The organism is Pseudomonas rhodesiae, from assembly GCF_007858255.1.
GTDB lineage: Bacteria > Pseudomonadota > Gammaproteobacteria > Pseudomonadales > Pseudomonadaceae > Aquipseudomonas > Aquipseudomonas rhodesiae.
In genome coordinates this window covers 477,024-490,493 of sequence record NZ_VFEU01000001.1, presented here as the reverse complement: position 1 = coordinate 490,493, position 13,470 = coordinate 477,024, and the positions used below count along the sequence as shown (strand labels likewise).

Sequence of the window (13,470 nt, the reverse complement as noted above, 5' to 3'; positions counted from 1 at the left end):
ACAAATCAATCCGCTTTCCTACAAACCGAACTCCACGTAATCTAGCCCCTCGCCCCCACCGGCGACCCTGGATCAGCAGACAGGGCAACACTGAGCTGGCAAACCTGAACCCATCATTCAGAGGAGCCGGCCAATGCCTGCGACCCGTATCTGGTTAAAAACCCCCCTCGCGATTTTTACTGCCAATGGCCTTGATGCCCGTGGCGGCCTGGTGCTGCAAGACGGTGTGATCGCCGAAGTACTGGCGGCTGGCCAAGTCCCTACGCAACCTTGCGAACAGGTCTTCGATGCCCGTGAACATGTGGTCCTGCCGGGCCTGATCAACACACACCATCACTTCTATCAGACCCTCACCCGTGCCTGGGCGCCGGTAGTCAATCAGCCGTTGTTTCCGTGGCTGAAAACCCTTTACCCGGTATGGGCGCGGCTGACCCCGGAAAAACTCGCCCTGGCCAGTAAAGTGGCATTGGCCGAGCTGTTGCTGTCCGGCTGCACCACTGCGGCCGACCATCACTATTTGTTCCCCGACGGCCTGGAACACGCCATCGATGTGCAAGTGGACAGCGTGCGCGAACTGGGCATGCGCGCCATGCTCACCCGCGGCTCCATGAGCTTGGGCGAAGCCGATGGCGGCCTGCCACCGCAGCAAACCGTGCAGCAAGGCCAGGTGATCCTGGACGACAGCCAGCGCCTGATCCGCGCCTACCACCAGCGCGGCGACGGCGCACAGATCCAGGTAGCCCTGGCACCCTGCTCGCCGTTTTCAGTCACGCCGGAAATCATGCGCGCCAGTGCCGAATTGGCCACTCAACTCGATGTGCGCCTGCACACCCATCTGGCCGAAACCCTCGACGAAGAAGACTTCTGCCTGCAGCGCTTCGGCCTGCGCACGGTGGACTACCTCAACAGCGTCGGCTGGCTCGGCCCGCGCACCTGGCTGGCCCACGGCATTCACTTCAACCCGGATGAAATCGCGCGCCTGGGCGAGGCCGGTACCGGTATCTGTCACTGCCCAAGCTCCAATATGCGCTTGGCCTCGGGCATCTGTCCGACCCTGGACCTGATCGCCGCCGGCGCGCCAATCGGCCTGGGCGTGGACGGCTCGGCCTCCAACGACGCGTCGAACATGATCCTCGAAGCGCGCCAGGCCCTGTATATCCAGCGCTTGCGTTATGGCGCGCAGCACATCACCCCCGAAGGCGTGCTCGGCTGGGCCACTAAAGGCTCGGCGCAGTTATTGGGGCGTACGGATATCGGCGAGTTGGCCGTTGGCAAACAAGCCGACCTGGCGCTGTTCAAGCTGGATGAGCTGCGCTTTTCCGGCAGCCATGATCCGATCTCGGCGCTGCTGCTGTGCGGCGCGGACCGAGCGGATCGCGTGATGGTCGGCGGGCAGTGGCGAGTCATCGACGGGCAGATAGAAGGCCTGGATCTGAAAGGCTTGATTGCCGATCACAGCCAGGCGGCGCGGGCGTTGATCGCCGGGAGCTGATCCCGGCGTCCTCACCCACCTTACGCTGCTGCGCTTACAGGCCCAGCAGCGACAACATGATAAACGTCGCAAACAGCACAAAGTGGGTCATCCCTTCGATGGCGTTTGTTTCGCCATCGTTGAGGTTGATCGCGCTGACGATCAGCGTGATAAACACCATCACGGTTTGCACGGGGGTCATTGCCATCTGGAACGGCTGGCCGGTGTAGAGCGCCATGGCCTCCATTACTGGCACGGTCAGGATCACTGTTGACAACGAAGCACCCAACGCGATGTTGACCACCGACTGCATACGGTTGGCCAACGCGGCGCGCAATGCCGTCAGAATTTCCGGCGCCGCCGAAATCGCCGCCACCACAATCGCCGTCACTACCGGCGGCGCGCCCGTGCCTTCCAGGCCAAGGTCGAGAGTCTTGGACATGACCTCTGCCAACGCACCAATCACCACCACACCGAACACCAAAGTGCCAATGGAAAACGCCAGGCTGACCGGCGGCGCTTCCGCGTCTGCCGGCAACTGCTTACGGCGTTTTTCCGGGTAGCTGTAACTGAAGAAGTAACTGTGCGGCCCCACCTGCATCCTCAGGAACAAGGTGTACAGCACCACCATCGCGCCGATGGTGAAGGCCGAGTAAATTTTCCAATCGCCCCTGGGGATAAATTCCGGCACCACCATCGACACGCCCATGGCGGTGAGGATCATCACGCTGTAGGTCCGCGCCGAATCGTCGTTGTAGGACTGTTCACCATGCTTGATCCCGCCCATCAGCGCGGCAAGGCCAAGGATGCCGTTGATGTCGAGCATCACCGCCGAGTAAATGGTGTCGCGCACCAGGGTCGGTGACGGTTCGTTACTCATCATGATCGCCAGGATCACCACCTCCACCAGCACGGCCGCGAGGGTCAGGATCATGGTGCCGTAGGGGTCGCCGACTTTTTCCGCCAGTTGCTCAGCGTGGTGGGCTACACGCATCGAAGCCATCACGATAAACGCGATCAGCGCCACCCCCGCGAGCAACGCCACCACTTGCCCGCTGTGCAGCATCCAATGCTCCAACGGGTAGGCGGCGATGGCGGCAATCAGCGCCAGCAGCATAAATTTTTCTTGCTTGAGGGATGTGAGCATTCCGGGCCTTTTAATGCGGCAAATCAGTCATTGATGGGGTACAGACTGCGCCACGCCGCTAACGTTTCGTTACACCTTAGTTCACGTCGCCCTTGCGCGAATAAAACGAATACTCTCCTGCTGGTCAGGTTTTGCCGATTATTTCAGCCATGGCCTGTAGAATGCGGCGATTGCACCTGATGAGAATTTAGACATGTACGATTGGCTCAACGCCCTGCCCAAGGCCGAACTGCACCTGCACCTGGAGGGTTCGCTGGAGCCTGAGCTGCTGTTTGCCCTGGCGGAGCGCAACAAAATCGCGCTGCCGTGGAAAGACGTCGACACCCTGCGCAAGGCCTACGCCTTCAATAACCTGCAAGAATTTCTCGACCTGTACTATCAGGGCGCCGATGTGCTGCGCACCTCCCAGGATTTTTACGACCTGACCTGGGCCTACCTGCTGCGCTGTAAAGCCCAGAACGTGATCCACACCGAGCCGTTCTTCGATCCGCAAACCCACACCGACCGCGGCATCCCGTTCGAAGTGGTGCTAAACGGCATCGCCGCCGCGCTCAAAGATGGCGAGCAGCAATTGGGCATCACCAGCGGTTTGATCCTCAGCTTCCTGCGCCACCTGAGCGAAGAAGAAGCCGAGAAAACCCTGGACCAGGCCCTGCCGTTCCGCGATGCGTTCGTCGCCGTTGGCCTGGACAGCTCGGAAATGGGCCACCCGCCAAGCAAGTTCCAACGCGTGTTCGATCGCGCACGGAATGAAGGCTTCCTCACCGTGGCACACGCCGGCGAAGAAGGCCCACCGGAATACATCTGGGAAGCCCTCGACCTGCTGAAAATCCAGCGTATCGACCACGGCGTGCGCGCCATCGAAGACGAGCGCCTGATGCAGCGCATCATCGACGAGCAAATTCCGCTCACCGTGTGCCCGTTGTCCAACACCAAGCTCTGCGTGTTCGACGACATGGCCCAACACAACATCCTCGACATGCTTGAGCGGGGCGTGAAGGTGACGGTGAATTCGGATGATCCGGCGTACTTCGGCGGTTATGTCACCGAAAATTTCTATGCGCTGTATGAATCACTGGGCATGACCCAGGACCAGGCCAAACGCCTGGCCCAGAACAGCCTGGATGCGCGCTTGATCAAGCCGTAACGAAAAAAGGGAGGGTGCTTGCACCCTCCCTTCTTTTGCGCAGCGGTTTTCAGGCTTCGGCCAACTCTTCCAACGTTTTGCCCTTGGTTTCCATCCCAAATACCCACACCACCAGCGCCGCCACCGCAAAACACAGCGCGCCCAAGGCAAATACTCCGCCCTGCCCGGTCACCGGAAACACCAGCCCGGTCACCAACGGCCCCAGCAACGAACCGACCCGGCCAATCGCCGAGGCAAACCCGGACCCGGTCGCCCGCGCCGACGTGGGGTACAACTCCGGGGTGTAGGTGTAGAGCACCGCCCACATGCCAAACAAAAAGAACTGCATCAACAGCCCCGTGGTGATAAGCAAGCCGACATTGCCGCCAAACACCGCACTCTGCCCATACAGAAACGCCATCAAGCCGCCACCGAGCAATGTCACCACACACACCGGTTTACGCCCCCAGCGCTCGACCAACCAGGCCGCCATCAAAAAGCCGGGGATCCCGCCCAGGGAAATGATCACCGTGTAGTACACCGATTGGGTCACCGCGAAACCGGACTGCTGCAACAGCGCGCTCAGCCACGAAGTCAGGCCGTAGAAACCGAGCAGGGCAAAGAACCAGACGCTCCAGATCATCAGCGTGCGCTGGCGATACTGCGCGGACCACAATTGCTGGAACGCCGAAAAGAAATTCCCCGGCACGCTCTGTACCCGTGGCAGGCGAATCGGTTCCGGCAAGTCGGTGCGGCCCAGGGAGGTACGCACTTTGTTCTCGATCCCAATCAGCACGTTGTCCGCTGCGTCATGGCGGCCGGCCTGCTCCAGCCAGCGCGGCGATTCGGGGATGAAAAAACGGATCGCCAACACAAACACCGCAGGCACCGCCAACACCAGGAAGATTTCACGCCAGCCGATCACCGGCAGCAGGAAATACGACAGCACCCCCGCCGCCACAAAGCCCAGCGGCCAGAAACCATCCATCAACGCGATATAGCGCCCGCGCGCCTTGGCCGGGATCAGCTCGGACAGCATCGATTGCGCAATCGGAAACTCCATGCCCATGCCGATCCCCAGCAGGATACGAAACAGCGTCAATGTCTCCACGGTCTGCGCCGTGGAACACAGATAGCTGGCCAAGCCCCACAGCACGATGCTCCACTGAAACACCGGCTTACGCCCGAAGCGATCGGCGAGCATCCCGGACAACGACGCCCCCACCACCATGCCGAAAAAACTCGAACTGGCGAGCAAACCCGCCTGGGCGGTGCTCAGCCCGAACTCGGTTTTGATCGAGCCCAACAGAAACGTCATCATTGCCAGATCCATGGAGTCGAAAAAAAACGCCAAGGCAATGATGATAAAAATCACTCGGTGGTAACCGCTGATGGGTAACCGTTCGAGGCGTTCCGCTGCACTAAAACCTTGCATACCCATGCCACACCCTCAGTAAGAAAAGCCTGAAGACGAGTGTGCGGCATGCTTTTTCCAGATTTTTGCTGGATGCGACCTGATTAAAACTCTCAACGACGCCACGACTATTCAGAAGCGGCCAGCCGGGCGATTTCCTGCTGCCCGATGTCACTGACCTGTAGCGCTTGGGAATCATTGATCAGGCTGACCCAGTTCGATTGCAGAAACAATTGCAGCAACCCCGCCCCCAGCGCACCGCCCAAGTGCGGATGCTGCTGGCTCCAGTCGAAACAATCGCAGGTCAGCGGCGAGCTCAGTGCCTGGGTGAAAATGCCCAAGTTCGCCAGTTGCTGGGCCCCCTTGACGGTGACATCGGTGCGTTGTTCATAACGCTCGATCCACCTCGCCGCCATCATGCGCTCGTACAGCCCCGCCGCCAGCTCGCCGCCGAGATGGCCGTGACACAGTCGCGCCCGACGCAGTGACGGCGGCGCCAACAGCGTCGGTTCCGGCGAACAGGGCGCAGCACGAGCGGCACTGGCCAGGGTGGTACTGGCCAACGCATCGATGGCGAGGCTGACATCGGCGGCGGCCACCCGAAACAGACGCTTGCCGCGCCGCGCCTCGGCCCGTAGCAAGCCACTGCCGGTGAGCCGCGCCAAATGCGCATTGGCCGACGCTGGCGAGAGCCCGGTCAGGCTGGCGAGTTCTTCTGAAGTCTTAGCGGAGCCGTCCATCAAAACCCAGAGCATGGCGGCGCGTTTCGGCTCGGCGAGCAAGCCGGCGATCTGACTGATACAAGGTGCTGCTTCCATCGGTTCACTCCCTGTTAAATCACTTTTCTGCTGCGGTTGGCGCCAAAGTATAGGTGCGCTATGGGCCGGTTCCGCGGCGTCTGACAGCGCGAATAGGGACAGAACATGAGTGAAATTTCTGGCTGTGGTGGAGGCTATTGCCCAGCCCCTGCTGGCTCCGGCATTTGCGCGGTCAAGTTCGCACAACGGGTGACCAGCATGTCCCGCAGCAAGTTGACGGGTTTGCTCAATTGCGCCCGATGGGCACACAGCAGATTGAGCGGTGTGGGCTCGCCGCGCAGCTCTGGGAGGATCAAGCGCAGGCGCCCGGCGAGCACGTCGGTGCTCACATCCAGCCAGGATTTGTAGGCAATGCCCACGCCGGCCACCGCCCAGCGCCGCACCACATCGGCGTCGTCGCTGAAACGGTCGCCGCTGACCGTCAGACTGATGTCGCGCTTACCGTCGCGAAACGCCCAATGGTCATGCACGCGGCTACCGAGCATGTACAACAGGCAATTGTGCTGAGCCAGTTGTTCCAGGTGACGGGGTTCGCCGTGACGCGCCAAATAACTGGGGGCGGCGCATAGCACACGCACGTTGCTCGGCGCCACGGGCAGCGCCACCAGGCTGGAGTCCTCGGGTTCGCCGTAGCGCAGGGCGATATCCACCGGTTGGCGAAACAGGTCGGCGATTCGATCGCCCAACAACAGGCGCACGTTGAGCTGTGGATATTCACGCTGGAACTCATCCAGCCAGGGCAGTAATTGGTTACGGCCAAAGTCCGACGGTGCCGAGAGTTGCAGCACGCCGCTGACATGGTCCTGACCGCTGGCCAGCAAGCGCCGGCCCTCATCCAAGGAACCCAACGCAGCTCGGGCATACTCCAGGAACCCCTCACCCTCGGCGGTCAAGCGCAGGCTGCGAGTGGAGCGCGCCAGCAAACGCGCGCCCAACTGCTGCTCAATGCGCTTGAGCGCCGCACTGGCCACCGCCGGCGACAGGTCCATCACCCGCGCCGCTGCCGACAGGCTGCCCAAGTCCGCCGCTCGTACAAACAATTGCAAATCATCGAAGCGCAGCATTATCAAAATTCCGTTGAAACAGCCCTCTGTTTTAGCCGCTTTTATGATGGCGTGAAATAGCCAATCATCTGCCCACCCCGTGTTTAACGTGCCAGGAGTCGCTTATGTCCGCTGCCTTTAACGTGATCGCCACGCTGATCGCCAAACCTGGCCAACAGGCCGCCCTGGAAACCCTGCTGCGCGGTCTGCTTGAACCCACACGCCGTGAAGACGGCTGCGAGCAGTACGACCTGCATCAGGACCAGCAACACCCCGAGACCTTCTACATGCTCGAACGCTGGCGCGACGACGCAGCCCTGGCCGCCCACGACCAGAGTGCGCATATCCAGCACTTCCGCGCCGAGGCGGCGCAGGTACTCGAACATTTCGAACTCAAACGCCTGAATTTTCTCGCCTGATCACCGCTATTTTCCGGAGCCTCCATGAAAGCCATTGCCTACTACGCATCACTGCCCATCAACGACCCTCTGTCCCTGCAAGACATCGAACTACCGGCCCCCGTCGCCGGCCCACGCGACCTGCTGGTGGAAGTCAAAGCCATCTCGGTCAACCCGGTGGACACCAAAGTGCGCCAGAACGTCGCCCCCGAACACGGCGCTGCCAAGGTGCTGGGCTGGGACGTCGCCGGGGTGGTCAAGGCGGTCGGCAGCGACGTGACCCTGTTCAAGGCTGGCGACAAGGTGTTCTACGCCGGCTCCCTGACCCGCCCGGGCGGCAACAGCGAACTGCACACGGTGGACGAACGCATCGTCGGGCATATGCCCAAGAGCCTGAACTTTGCCGAAGCCGCCGCGCTGCCGCTGACCGCTATCACGGCCTGGGAACTGCTGTTCGAGCGCCTGCAGATTCGCGAGGGCAAGGAAGATGAAGGCCAGAGCCTGCTGATCGTCGGCGCCGCCGGCGGTGTGGGTTCGATCCTCACCCAACTGGCCCGGCAACTGACGGCATTGAAAGTGATCGGCACCGCGTCGCGCCCGGAAACCCAAGCATGGGCCAAGGCACTGGGCGCCCATCGGGTGATCGACCACAGCCAGCCGCTGAGCCAAGCCTTGCAACAGGCAGGCGAAGCGCAGGTGACCCATGTCGCCAGCCTGACCCAGACCGAGCACCACCTGGATCAGTTGGTCGAAGCGCTGCAACCTCAGGGCAAGCTCGCGCTGATCGACGACCCCAAGGCACTGGACGTCAGCAAGCTCAAGCGCAAGAGCCTGTCGCTGCATTGGGAGTTTATGTACACCCGCTCAATGTTCGAGACGCCGGACATGATCGAACAACACCACCTGCTCAATCGCGTGGCTGAACTGATCGACGCCGGCACGCTGGAAACCACCGTGGGCGAGCACTTCGGTGCGATCAACGCGGCCAATCTGCGTCGGGCTCACGCGCTGCTGGAAAGCGGTAAGGCCAAGGGTAAGATCGTGTTGGAAGGTTTCTGAAACAGGTCTGTAGGCGTCGTCTGTTACTCGTGTGAGTGAAGGACGACGCCGCTAGTCAGACAGTTGACCTTTGTCATATTTGCGAGCGCATTCGGGTTTATATTGGCCGCCTTTGCCACGATTCTTTTACGTGAGGAAGTCAGCAATGAAGATCCTGATAAAAGCGTTAGCAAAATCTCAATGGGAGGTCCGTCTGGACCAGAGAACCATTACCTTCCGCAGTGAAGCCGAGGCCCGCGCCTTTGCCGAGACCCTGCAAGCGCGCATTCAGGCGCCGCACAATTTCCGGGTCAACCAGCAGCGCGCCGCCGCTGGCTGACCCCCTCGGTCAGCCCTGCGCCTGCACGGCCCTGGCCCGTTGCAGGCGCAAGGTCGACATGGCCACTGTCACCGCCAATAGCCCGCACAAGCTGATGACCATCGCCATCGGCATCGCTGTGCCATCGTGCAACGCCCCCACCAACGACGCCGCCCCCGCCGCCACGCCGAACTGAATACAACCGAGCAATGCCGAAGCACTACCGGCCCGCGCGCCCTGGCCTGCCATAGCACAGGCCGAGGTGTTAGGCAGGATGCAACCCAGGCTGGCGATACAGATAAACAGCGGTATCAGCAGAGGCCACAGCGCTTGGGTGCGCAGCGCGGCCACTCCCAGCAGCGTCAGCGCCGCCGCCACGTACACCCACACTGTGCGCGACAGCAAAAATGCCGGGCCACGTTTGGCTAACAGCCGGGCATTGAGCTGGGCCACCAGGATAAAACCGGCGGCGTTGGATCCGAACACCCAGCCGTAATGCTCGGCGGGCACGCCGTAGAGTTTGATAAATACGAAAGGTGAACCGGCGATGTAGGCAAACATCCCGGCAATCGACAGCGCGCCGGTGAGGGCATAGCCGAGGTAGACCCGGTCCGACAGCAACCCGAGATAACGACGCAGCGAGCCGGACAATGGCTGGCGGGGTTGATGGGCCGGGAAGGTTTCCGGCAACCCAACCGCCACGGCGACTGCCGCCATCACGCTGAAGATCGACAACGCCAGGAAGATCGACTGCCAGCCCCACAACCCCACCATCAAGCCACCGGCCAGCGGCGCGAGGATCGGCGCCAGGCCGGTCACCAGCATCAGTTGGGAGAACACTTTGGCCGAGCCCACGGCATCGCATTTGTCGCTGACCACCGCGCGGGAAATCACCATGCCCGCGCAGCCACCCAGGGCTTGCACAAAGCGCGCGCCGATCAGCCATTCCAGGGACGGCGCAAAGGCACAGGCGAAGGAGGCCAAGGTAAACAGGGTCACGCCGCTGAGCAGCGGCCCGCGCCGACCGAAACGGTCTGCCAGGGGGCCGTAGATCAATTGGCCGATAGCCAGGCCGGCGAAATACACCGCCAAAGTCAGTTGGATATGTTTTTCATCGGTGGCAAACGCGGTGGCCATCGCCGGAAAACCCGGCAAGTAAAAATCGATCGCCAGTGGAGCGAAGGCGCTCAGGGCGCCCAGGATCAGAATTATGCGAAGGTTCATCAGGCACCCAAGTGAGTCGGCAGCCCGACAGTCTAGCCGTGCTTGGGTGCCTTGAACATTACGATAGCTCGCTAACTATTAAATTTCAGACGACGCTGTAGCCTTCCTCCTTGATCAGCCCGGCAATCGCTTCACGGCTCAGTTGGCTCTGCACGCTGACCTGCTTCGCCGCCAGGTCCACCTTCACTTCGGCTGTCGGGTCCTGGCTCTGTACCGCTTGGGTCACCGCTTTGACGCAATGGCCGCAGGTCATTCCTTCCACAGTGAATACTTGCATGACATGACTCCTTTGATGAGGTTGGACCCAGTCTCGACCTTGCCACGATGGCAAGGTCAAGTTCCTGAGAAATCGGCCGGGCTGGTATTCGGCGGCCACGTCGGCCAAGCTTCAACTTTCTCAAGCTGTGAACCACGGAGTACTCGCCATGCGCTGGTCGTTTTTTGGCCTTGTGGGCCTGATGAGCTTGTCTGCCGCCGCGCCCCAGGCCCTGGCCGCAGAAGACTATGCGGTGCTGATCATTTCCCGGGAACGCCTGGAAGTGCCGACCAATTGCGAGATTGGCCTGTACCTCAACGACCAGTTGGCCGGCCGGCTGTTCCAGGAGCAGTCCACCTCGTTCAACTTGCCGGCGGGTAACCTGTCATTGCGCCTCAAGTTGCTGCCGGGCCAGGCGCCGGGCTGCTTGCCGGGTCTGCTGGCACCGCCGGCGCAGAACATCACGTTGAAGGCCGGAGACGTACGCAAACTGCGGATCGCCCAAGGTCCGGACGGCATGTACCTCAAGCCTGCGGCATTGGAATACTGAAGGCGCTTGACCTTACCCACAGGACAAGGTTGATCCTAGGGGCCACTTCTCTTGGAGGATTGCCCCATGAATGGAACCACCACCTTTGACCTGCCCATCGGCGGTATGACCTGCGCCAGTTGCGCCGGGCGTGTCGAGCGCGCGCTGGGCAAGGTGCCGGGGGTGCAGAGCGTCAGCGTCAACCTGGCCAATGAACGTGCCCACGTCGAAGTCCTCGGCCAGATGGACCCCAGCGTGCTGATCGCCGCCGTCGACAAGGCCGGTTACAGCGCCAGCCTGCCGCAGACCGAAACCCGCACCGCCGCCGATCAAGCCCAGCGCCTGCACCGCGAGCGCTGGGCCTTGCTGTTGGCCATCGTGCTGGCGCTGCCCCTGGTGCTGCCGATGCTGGTGCAGCCGTTCGGCCTGCATTGGATGCTACCGGCCTGGGTGCAATTCGCCCTGGCCACCCCGGTGCAATTTATCCTCGGCGCGCGCTTTTACGTGGCCGCCTGGAAAGCCGTGCGCGCCGGGGCGGGCAATATGGATTTGCTGGTGGCCATCGGCACCAGTGCCGGTTACGGCCTGAGCCTATACGAATGGCTCAACGCCCCCGCCGGCAGCATGCCGCACCTGTATTTCGAAGCCTCCGCAGTGGTGATCGCCCTGATCCTGCTGGGCAAATACCTGGAAAGCCGCGCCAAGCGCCAGACCGCCAGCGCCATCCGCGCCCTGGAAGCCTTGCGCCCCGAGCGCGCCACCCGCGTGCGCGATGGCCATGAACAAGAGGTGGCGATCAACGCCCTGTCCCTCAACGATGTGGTCAGCGTCAAACCCGGCGAACGCTTCCCGGTGGACGGTGAAGTGATCGAAGGCCAGAGCCATGCCGACGAAGCCCTGATCAGCGGCGAGAGCTTGCCCGTGCCGAAACAACCGGGCGATAAGGTCACTGGCGGCGCCATCAACGGTGAAGGCCGCCTGTTGGTGCGCACCACCGCGCTGGGCGCCGAGAGCGTCCTGGCGCGGATCATCCGTCTGGTAGAAGACGCCCAGGCCGCCAAGGCGCCGATCCAGAAACTGGTGGACAAAGTCAGCCAGGTGTTTGTGCCGACCGTGCTGGTGCTGGCGCTGATCACGCTGGTGGGCTGGTGGCTGTACGGCGCGCCGTTGGAAACCGCCATCATCAATGCGGTCGCGGTGCTGGTGATCGCCTGCCCATGCGCCCTGGGCCTGGCCACACCCACCGCGATCATGGCCGGCACCGGCGTCGCCGCGCGACACGGCATTCTGATCAAGGACGCCGAAGCCTTGGAACGTGCCCATGAAGTCAGCGCCGTAGTGTTCGACAAGACCGGCACCCTCACCTCCGGCACGCCCAAAATCGCGCATATGATCGCGGTGGATGGCAATCAAGCCCAACTGTTGCAACAAGCCGGCGCGCTGCAACGCGGCAGCGAGCACCCATTGGCCAACGCAGTGCTGGAAGCCTGCGCCGAACAGGGGCTGAACGTTGCCGATGTCAGCGCCAGCCAATCCCTGACCGGGCGCGGTATCGCCGGCACCCTCGATGGCCGGCCACTGGCCTTGGGCAATCGCCGCCTGCTGGAAGACAGCGGCCTGAACCCTGGCGATCTGACGCAAACCGCTCAGACCTGGGAGGCCGAAGGTCGCACTTTGTCCTGGTTGATCGAGCAAGGCGCACAACCGCGGGTGCTGGGGCTGTTCGCATTTGGCGACACCCTCAAGCCCGGTGCGTTGCAGGCCGTGGGGCAGCTCACGGCTCAAGGCATCAGCAGCCATCTGCTCACCGGCGACAATCGCGGCAGTGCACAGGTGGTGGCGCAGGCGCTGGGCATCGACGATGTGCATGCCGAAGTGCTGCCCGCCGACAAAGCCGCCACCGTCGCCGCGCTGAAAAAAACCGGCGTGGTGGCGATGGTCGGCGACGGCATCAATGATGCCCCGGCCCTGGCCGCCGCCGATATCGGCATCGCCATGGGCGGCGGCACCGATGTGGCCATGCATGCCGCCGGCATTACCCTGATGCGCGGCGATCCGCGCCTGGTGCCGGCCGCGCTGGAAATCAGCCGCAAGACCTACGCCAAGATCCGGCAGAACCTGTTCTGGGCCTTTGTGTATAACTTGATTGGCATTCCCCTGGCGGCCTTCGGCCTGCTCAACCCAGTGTTGGCGGGCGCGGCGATGGCGTTGTCCAGCGTCAGCGTAGTGAGCAATGCCTTGCTGTTGAAAACCTGGAAACCCAAGGATTTGGAGGATCGACACCCATGAACATCGGCCAAGCCGCCCGTCAGAGCGGCCTCAGCGCCAAGATGATTCGCTATTACGAATCCATCGGTCTGCTGAAAGCGGCTCACCGCACCGACAGCGGCTACCGCGTGTACGGCGCGGAGGACCTGCATACGTTGGCGTTTATCAAACGCTCGCGGGATATGGGGTTTTCACTGGAAGAGGTCGGCAAACTGCTGGCCCTGTGGCAAGACCGCCACCGCGCCAGCGCCGACGTAAAAGCCTTGGCGCGCCAGCATATCGACGAGTTGAATCAGAAGATCCTGGAACTGGGCCAACTGCGCGACACCTTGCAGGACCTGGTGGAACACTGCCAAGGCGATGATCGGCCCGATTGCCCGATCCTCAAGGAGCTGGCGTCCGGCTCTTGCTGCTCCTAA

Annotated in this window: 14 protein-coding genes; 8 read left to right on the top strand and 6 right to left on the bottom strand. The window is 62.0% G+C overall.

The window, feature by feature from the left end:
* Window positions 1-133: 133 nt before the first annotated feature.
* Window positions 134-1,492, top strand: coding sequence for an 8-oxoguanine deaminase (locus FIV35_RS02120; protein WP_034136747.1), 1,359 nt, complete (start codon window positions 134-136; stop codon window positions 1,490-1,492).
* 34 nt (window positions 1,493-1,526) lie between these two features.
* Here the strand turns inward: FIV35_RS02120 and FIV35_RS02115 are convergent, their stop codons facing one another.
* The gene (locus tag FIV35_RS02115; RefSeq protein WP_034136746.1) at window positions 1,527-2,618 is read right to left on the bottom strand and encodes a calcium:cation antiporter; all 1,092 of its coding nucleotides are present in this window, start codon (window positions 2,616-2,618) and stop codon (window positions 1,527-1,529) included.
* A gap of 193 nt (window positions 2,619-2,811) precedes the next feature.
* Here FIV35_RS02115 and FIV35_RS02110 point away from each other — a divergent pair, with 193 nt between their 5' ends.
* A complete protein-coding gene (locus tag FIV35_RS02110) occupies window positions 2,812-3,765 on the top strand; it encodes an adenosine deaminase (protein WP_034136745.1) in 954 nt (317 codons plus the stop codon).
* A 49-nt stretch (window positions 3,766-3,814) separates the two neighbouring features.
* Here FIV35_RS02110 and FIV35_RS02105 read toward each other — a convergent pair whose 3' ends face one another.
* The 3 genes from FIV35_RS02105 to FIV35_RS02095 form a co-directional block, all read right to left on the bottom strand.
* Entirely contained in the window at window positions 3,815-5,185 is a 1,371-nt protein-coding gene (locus FIV35_RS02105; protein ID WP_034136744.1) for an MFS transporter, read from the bottom strand.
* 101 nt (window positions 5,186-5,286) lie between these two features.
* The gene (locus FIV35_RS02100; RefSeq protein WP_034136743.1) at window positions 5,287-5,976 is read right to left on the bottom strand and encodes an ArsR/SmtB family transcription factor; all 690 of its coding nucleotides are present in this window, start codon (window positions 5,974-5,976) and stop codon (window positions 5,287-5,289) included.
* A 134-nt stretch (window positions 5,977-6,110) separates the two neighbouring features.
* On the bottom strand, window positions 6,111-7,040 hold the full coding sequence (locus FIV35_RS02095) for a LysR family transcriptional regulator (RefSeq protein ID WP_034136742.1): 930 nt from the start codon (window positions 7,038-7,040) through the stop codon (window positions 6,111-6,113).
* A 104-nt stretch (window positions 7,041-7,144) separates the two neighbouring features.
* On the opposite strand from FIV35_RS02095, the gene FIV35_RS02090 reads away from it, so the two are divergent.
* The 3 genes from FIV35_RS02090 (at window position 7,145) to FIV35_RS29530 (ending at window position 8,795) form a co-directional block, all read left to right on the top strand.
* Entirely contained in the window at window positions 7,145-7,438 is a 294-nt protein-coding gene (locus FIV35_RS02090) for a putative quinol monooxygenase (protein ID WP_034136741.1), read from the top strand.
* Window positions 7,439-7,462: 24 nt separating this feature from the next.
* The gene (locus FIV35_RS02085) at window positions 7,463-8,476 is read left to right on the top strand and encodes a zinc-binding alcohol dehydrogenase family protein (protein ID WP_034095724.1); all 1,014 of its coding nucleotides are present in this window, start codon (window positions 7,463-7,465) and stop codon (window positions 8,474-8,476) included.
* A gap of 145 nt (window positions 8,477-8,621) precedes the next feature.
* Entirely contained in the window at window positions 8,622-8,795 is a 174-nt protein-coding gene (locus tag FIV35_RS29530) for a hypothetical protein (protein WP_167389858.1), read from the top strand.
* A gap of 9 nt (window positions 8,796-8,804) precedes the next feature.
* Here FIV35_RS29530 and FIV35_RS02080 read toward each other — a convergent pair whose 3' ends face one another.
* Both FIV35_RS02080 and FIV35_RS02075 read right to left on the bottom strand, forming a co-directional pair.
* Window positions 8,805-9,998 carry a multidrug effflux MFS transporter gene (locus FIV35_RS02080; RefSeq protein WP_034111610.1) on the bottom strand — a complete coding sequence of 398 codons (1,194 nt, stop codon included), beginning with the start codon at window positions 9,996-9,998 and terminating at the stop codon, window positions 8,805-8,807.
* An 85-nt stretch (window positions 9,999-10,083) separates the two neighbouring features.
* Window positions 10,084-10,275: a heavy-metal-associated domain-containing protein gene (locus FIV35_RS02075; protein ID WP_034095722.1), complete on the bottom strand. Its 192-nt coding sequence runs from the start codon at window positions 10,273-10,275 to the stop codon at window positions 10,084-10,086.
* A gap of 148 nt (window positions 10,276-10,423) precedes the next feature.
* Between FIV35_RS02075 and FIV35_RS02070 the strand changes: the two genes are divergently transcribed.
* The 3 genes from FIV35_RS02070 (at window position 10,424) to cueR (ending at window position 13,470) form a co-directional block, all read left to right on the top strand.
* Complete coding sequence (locus tag FIV35_RS02070) at window positions 10,424-10,804, top strand: hypothetical protein (RefSeq protein ID WP_034095721.1); 381 nt, start codon at window positions 10,424-10,426, stop codon at window positions 10,802-10,804.
* Between the two features lie 66 nt (window positions 10,805-10,870).
* Window positions 10,871-13,072 (top strand): heavy metal translocating P-type ATPase, encoded by a 2,202-nt coding sequence (locus FIV35_RS02065; RefSeq protein WP_034136740.1) that lies wholly within the window; start codon window positions 10,871-10,873, stop codon window positions 13,070-13,072.
* On the top strand, window positions 13,069-13,470 hold the full coding sequence (cueR, locus tag FIV35_RS02060; protein ID WP_034136739.1) for a Cu(I)-responsive transcriptional regulator: 402 nt from the start codon (window positions 13,069-13,071) through the stop codon (window positions 13,468-13,470). The genes FIV35_RS02065 and cueR overlap by 4 nt, the downstream gene beginning before the upstream one ends.

What these genes read in the sequence shown, in the direction of transcription:
- FIV35_RS02065 (WP_034136740.1), top strand. Translation starts at nt 10,871, where the DNA reads ATGAATGGAACCACCACCTTTGACCTGCCCATCGGCGGTATGACCTGC.
- FIV35_RS02075 (WP_034095722.1), bottom strand. Translation starts at nt 10,275, where the DNA reads ATGCAAGTATTCACTGTGGAAGGAATGACCTGCGGCCATTGCGTCAAA.
- FIV35_RS29530 (WP_167389858.1), top strand. Translation starts at nt 8,622, where the DNA reads ATGAAGATCCTGATAAAAGCGTTAGCAAAATCTCAATGGGAGGTCCGT.
- FIV35_RS02070 (WP_034095721.1), top strand. Translation starts at nt 10,424, where the DNA reads ATGCGCTGGTCGTTTTTTGGCCTTGTGGGCCTGATGAGCTTGTCTGCC.
- FIV35_RS02110 (WP_034136745.1), top strand. Translation starts at nt 2,812, where the DNA reads ATGTACGATTGGCTCAACGCCCTGCCCAAGGCCGAACTGCACCTGCAC.
- FIV35_RS02105 (WP_034136744.1), bottom strand. Translation starts at nt 5,185, where the DNA reads ATGGGTATGCAAGGTTTTAGTGCAGCGGAACGCCTCGAACGGTTACCC.
- FIV35_RS02095 (WP_034136742.1), bottom strand. Translation starts at nt 7,040, where the DNA reads ATGCTGCGCTTCGATGATTTGCAATTGTTTGTACGAGCGGCGGACTTG.
- cueR (WP_034136739.1), top strand. Translation starts at nt 13,069, where the DNA reads ATGAACATCGGCCAAGCCGCCCGTCAGAGCGGCCTCAGCGCCAAGATG.
- FIV35_RS02080 (WP_034111610.1), bottom strand. Translation starts at nt 9,998, where the DNA reads ATGAACCTTCGCATAATTCTGATCCTGGGCGCCCTGAGCGCCTTCGCT.
- FIV35_RS02120 (WP_034136747.1), top strand. Translation starts at nt 134, where the DNA reads ATGCCTGCGACCCGTATCTGGTTAAAAACCCCCCTCGCGATTTTTACT.
- FIV35_RS02085 (WP_034095724.1), top strand. Translation starts at nt 7,463, where the DNA reads ATGAAAGCCATTGCCTACTACGCATCACTGCCCATCAACGACCCTCTG.
- FIV35_RS02090 (WP_034136741.1), top strand. Translation starts at nt 7,145, where the DNA reads ATGTCCGCTGCCTTTAACGTGATCGCCACGCTGATCGCCAAACCTGGC.
- FIV35_RS02100 (WP_034136743.1), bottom strand. Translation starts at nt 5,976, where the DNA reads ATGGAAGCAGCACCTTGTATCAGTCAGATCGCCGGCTTGCTCGCCGAG.
- FIV35_RS02115 (WP_034136746.1), bottom strand. Translation starts at nt 2,618, where the DNA reads ATGCTCACATCCCTCAAGCAAGAAAAATTTATGCTGCTGGCGCTGATT.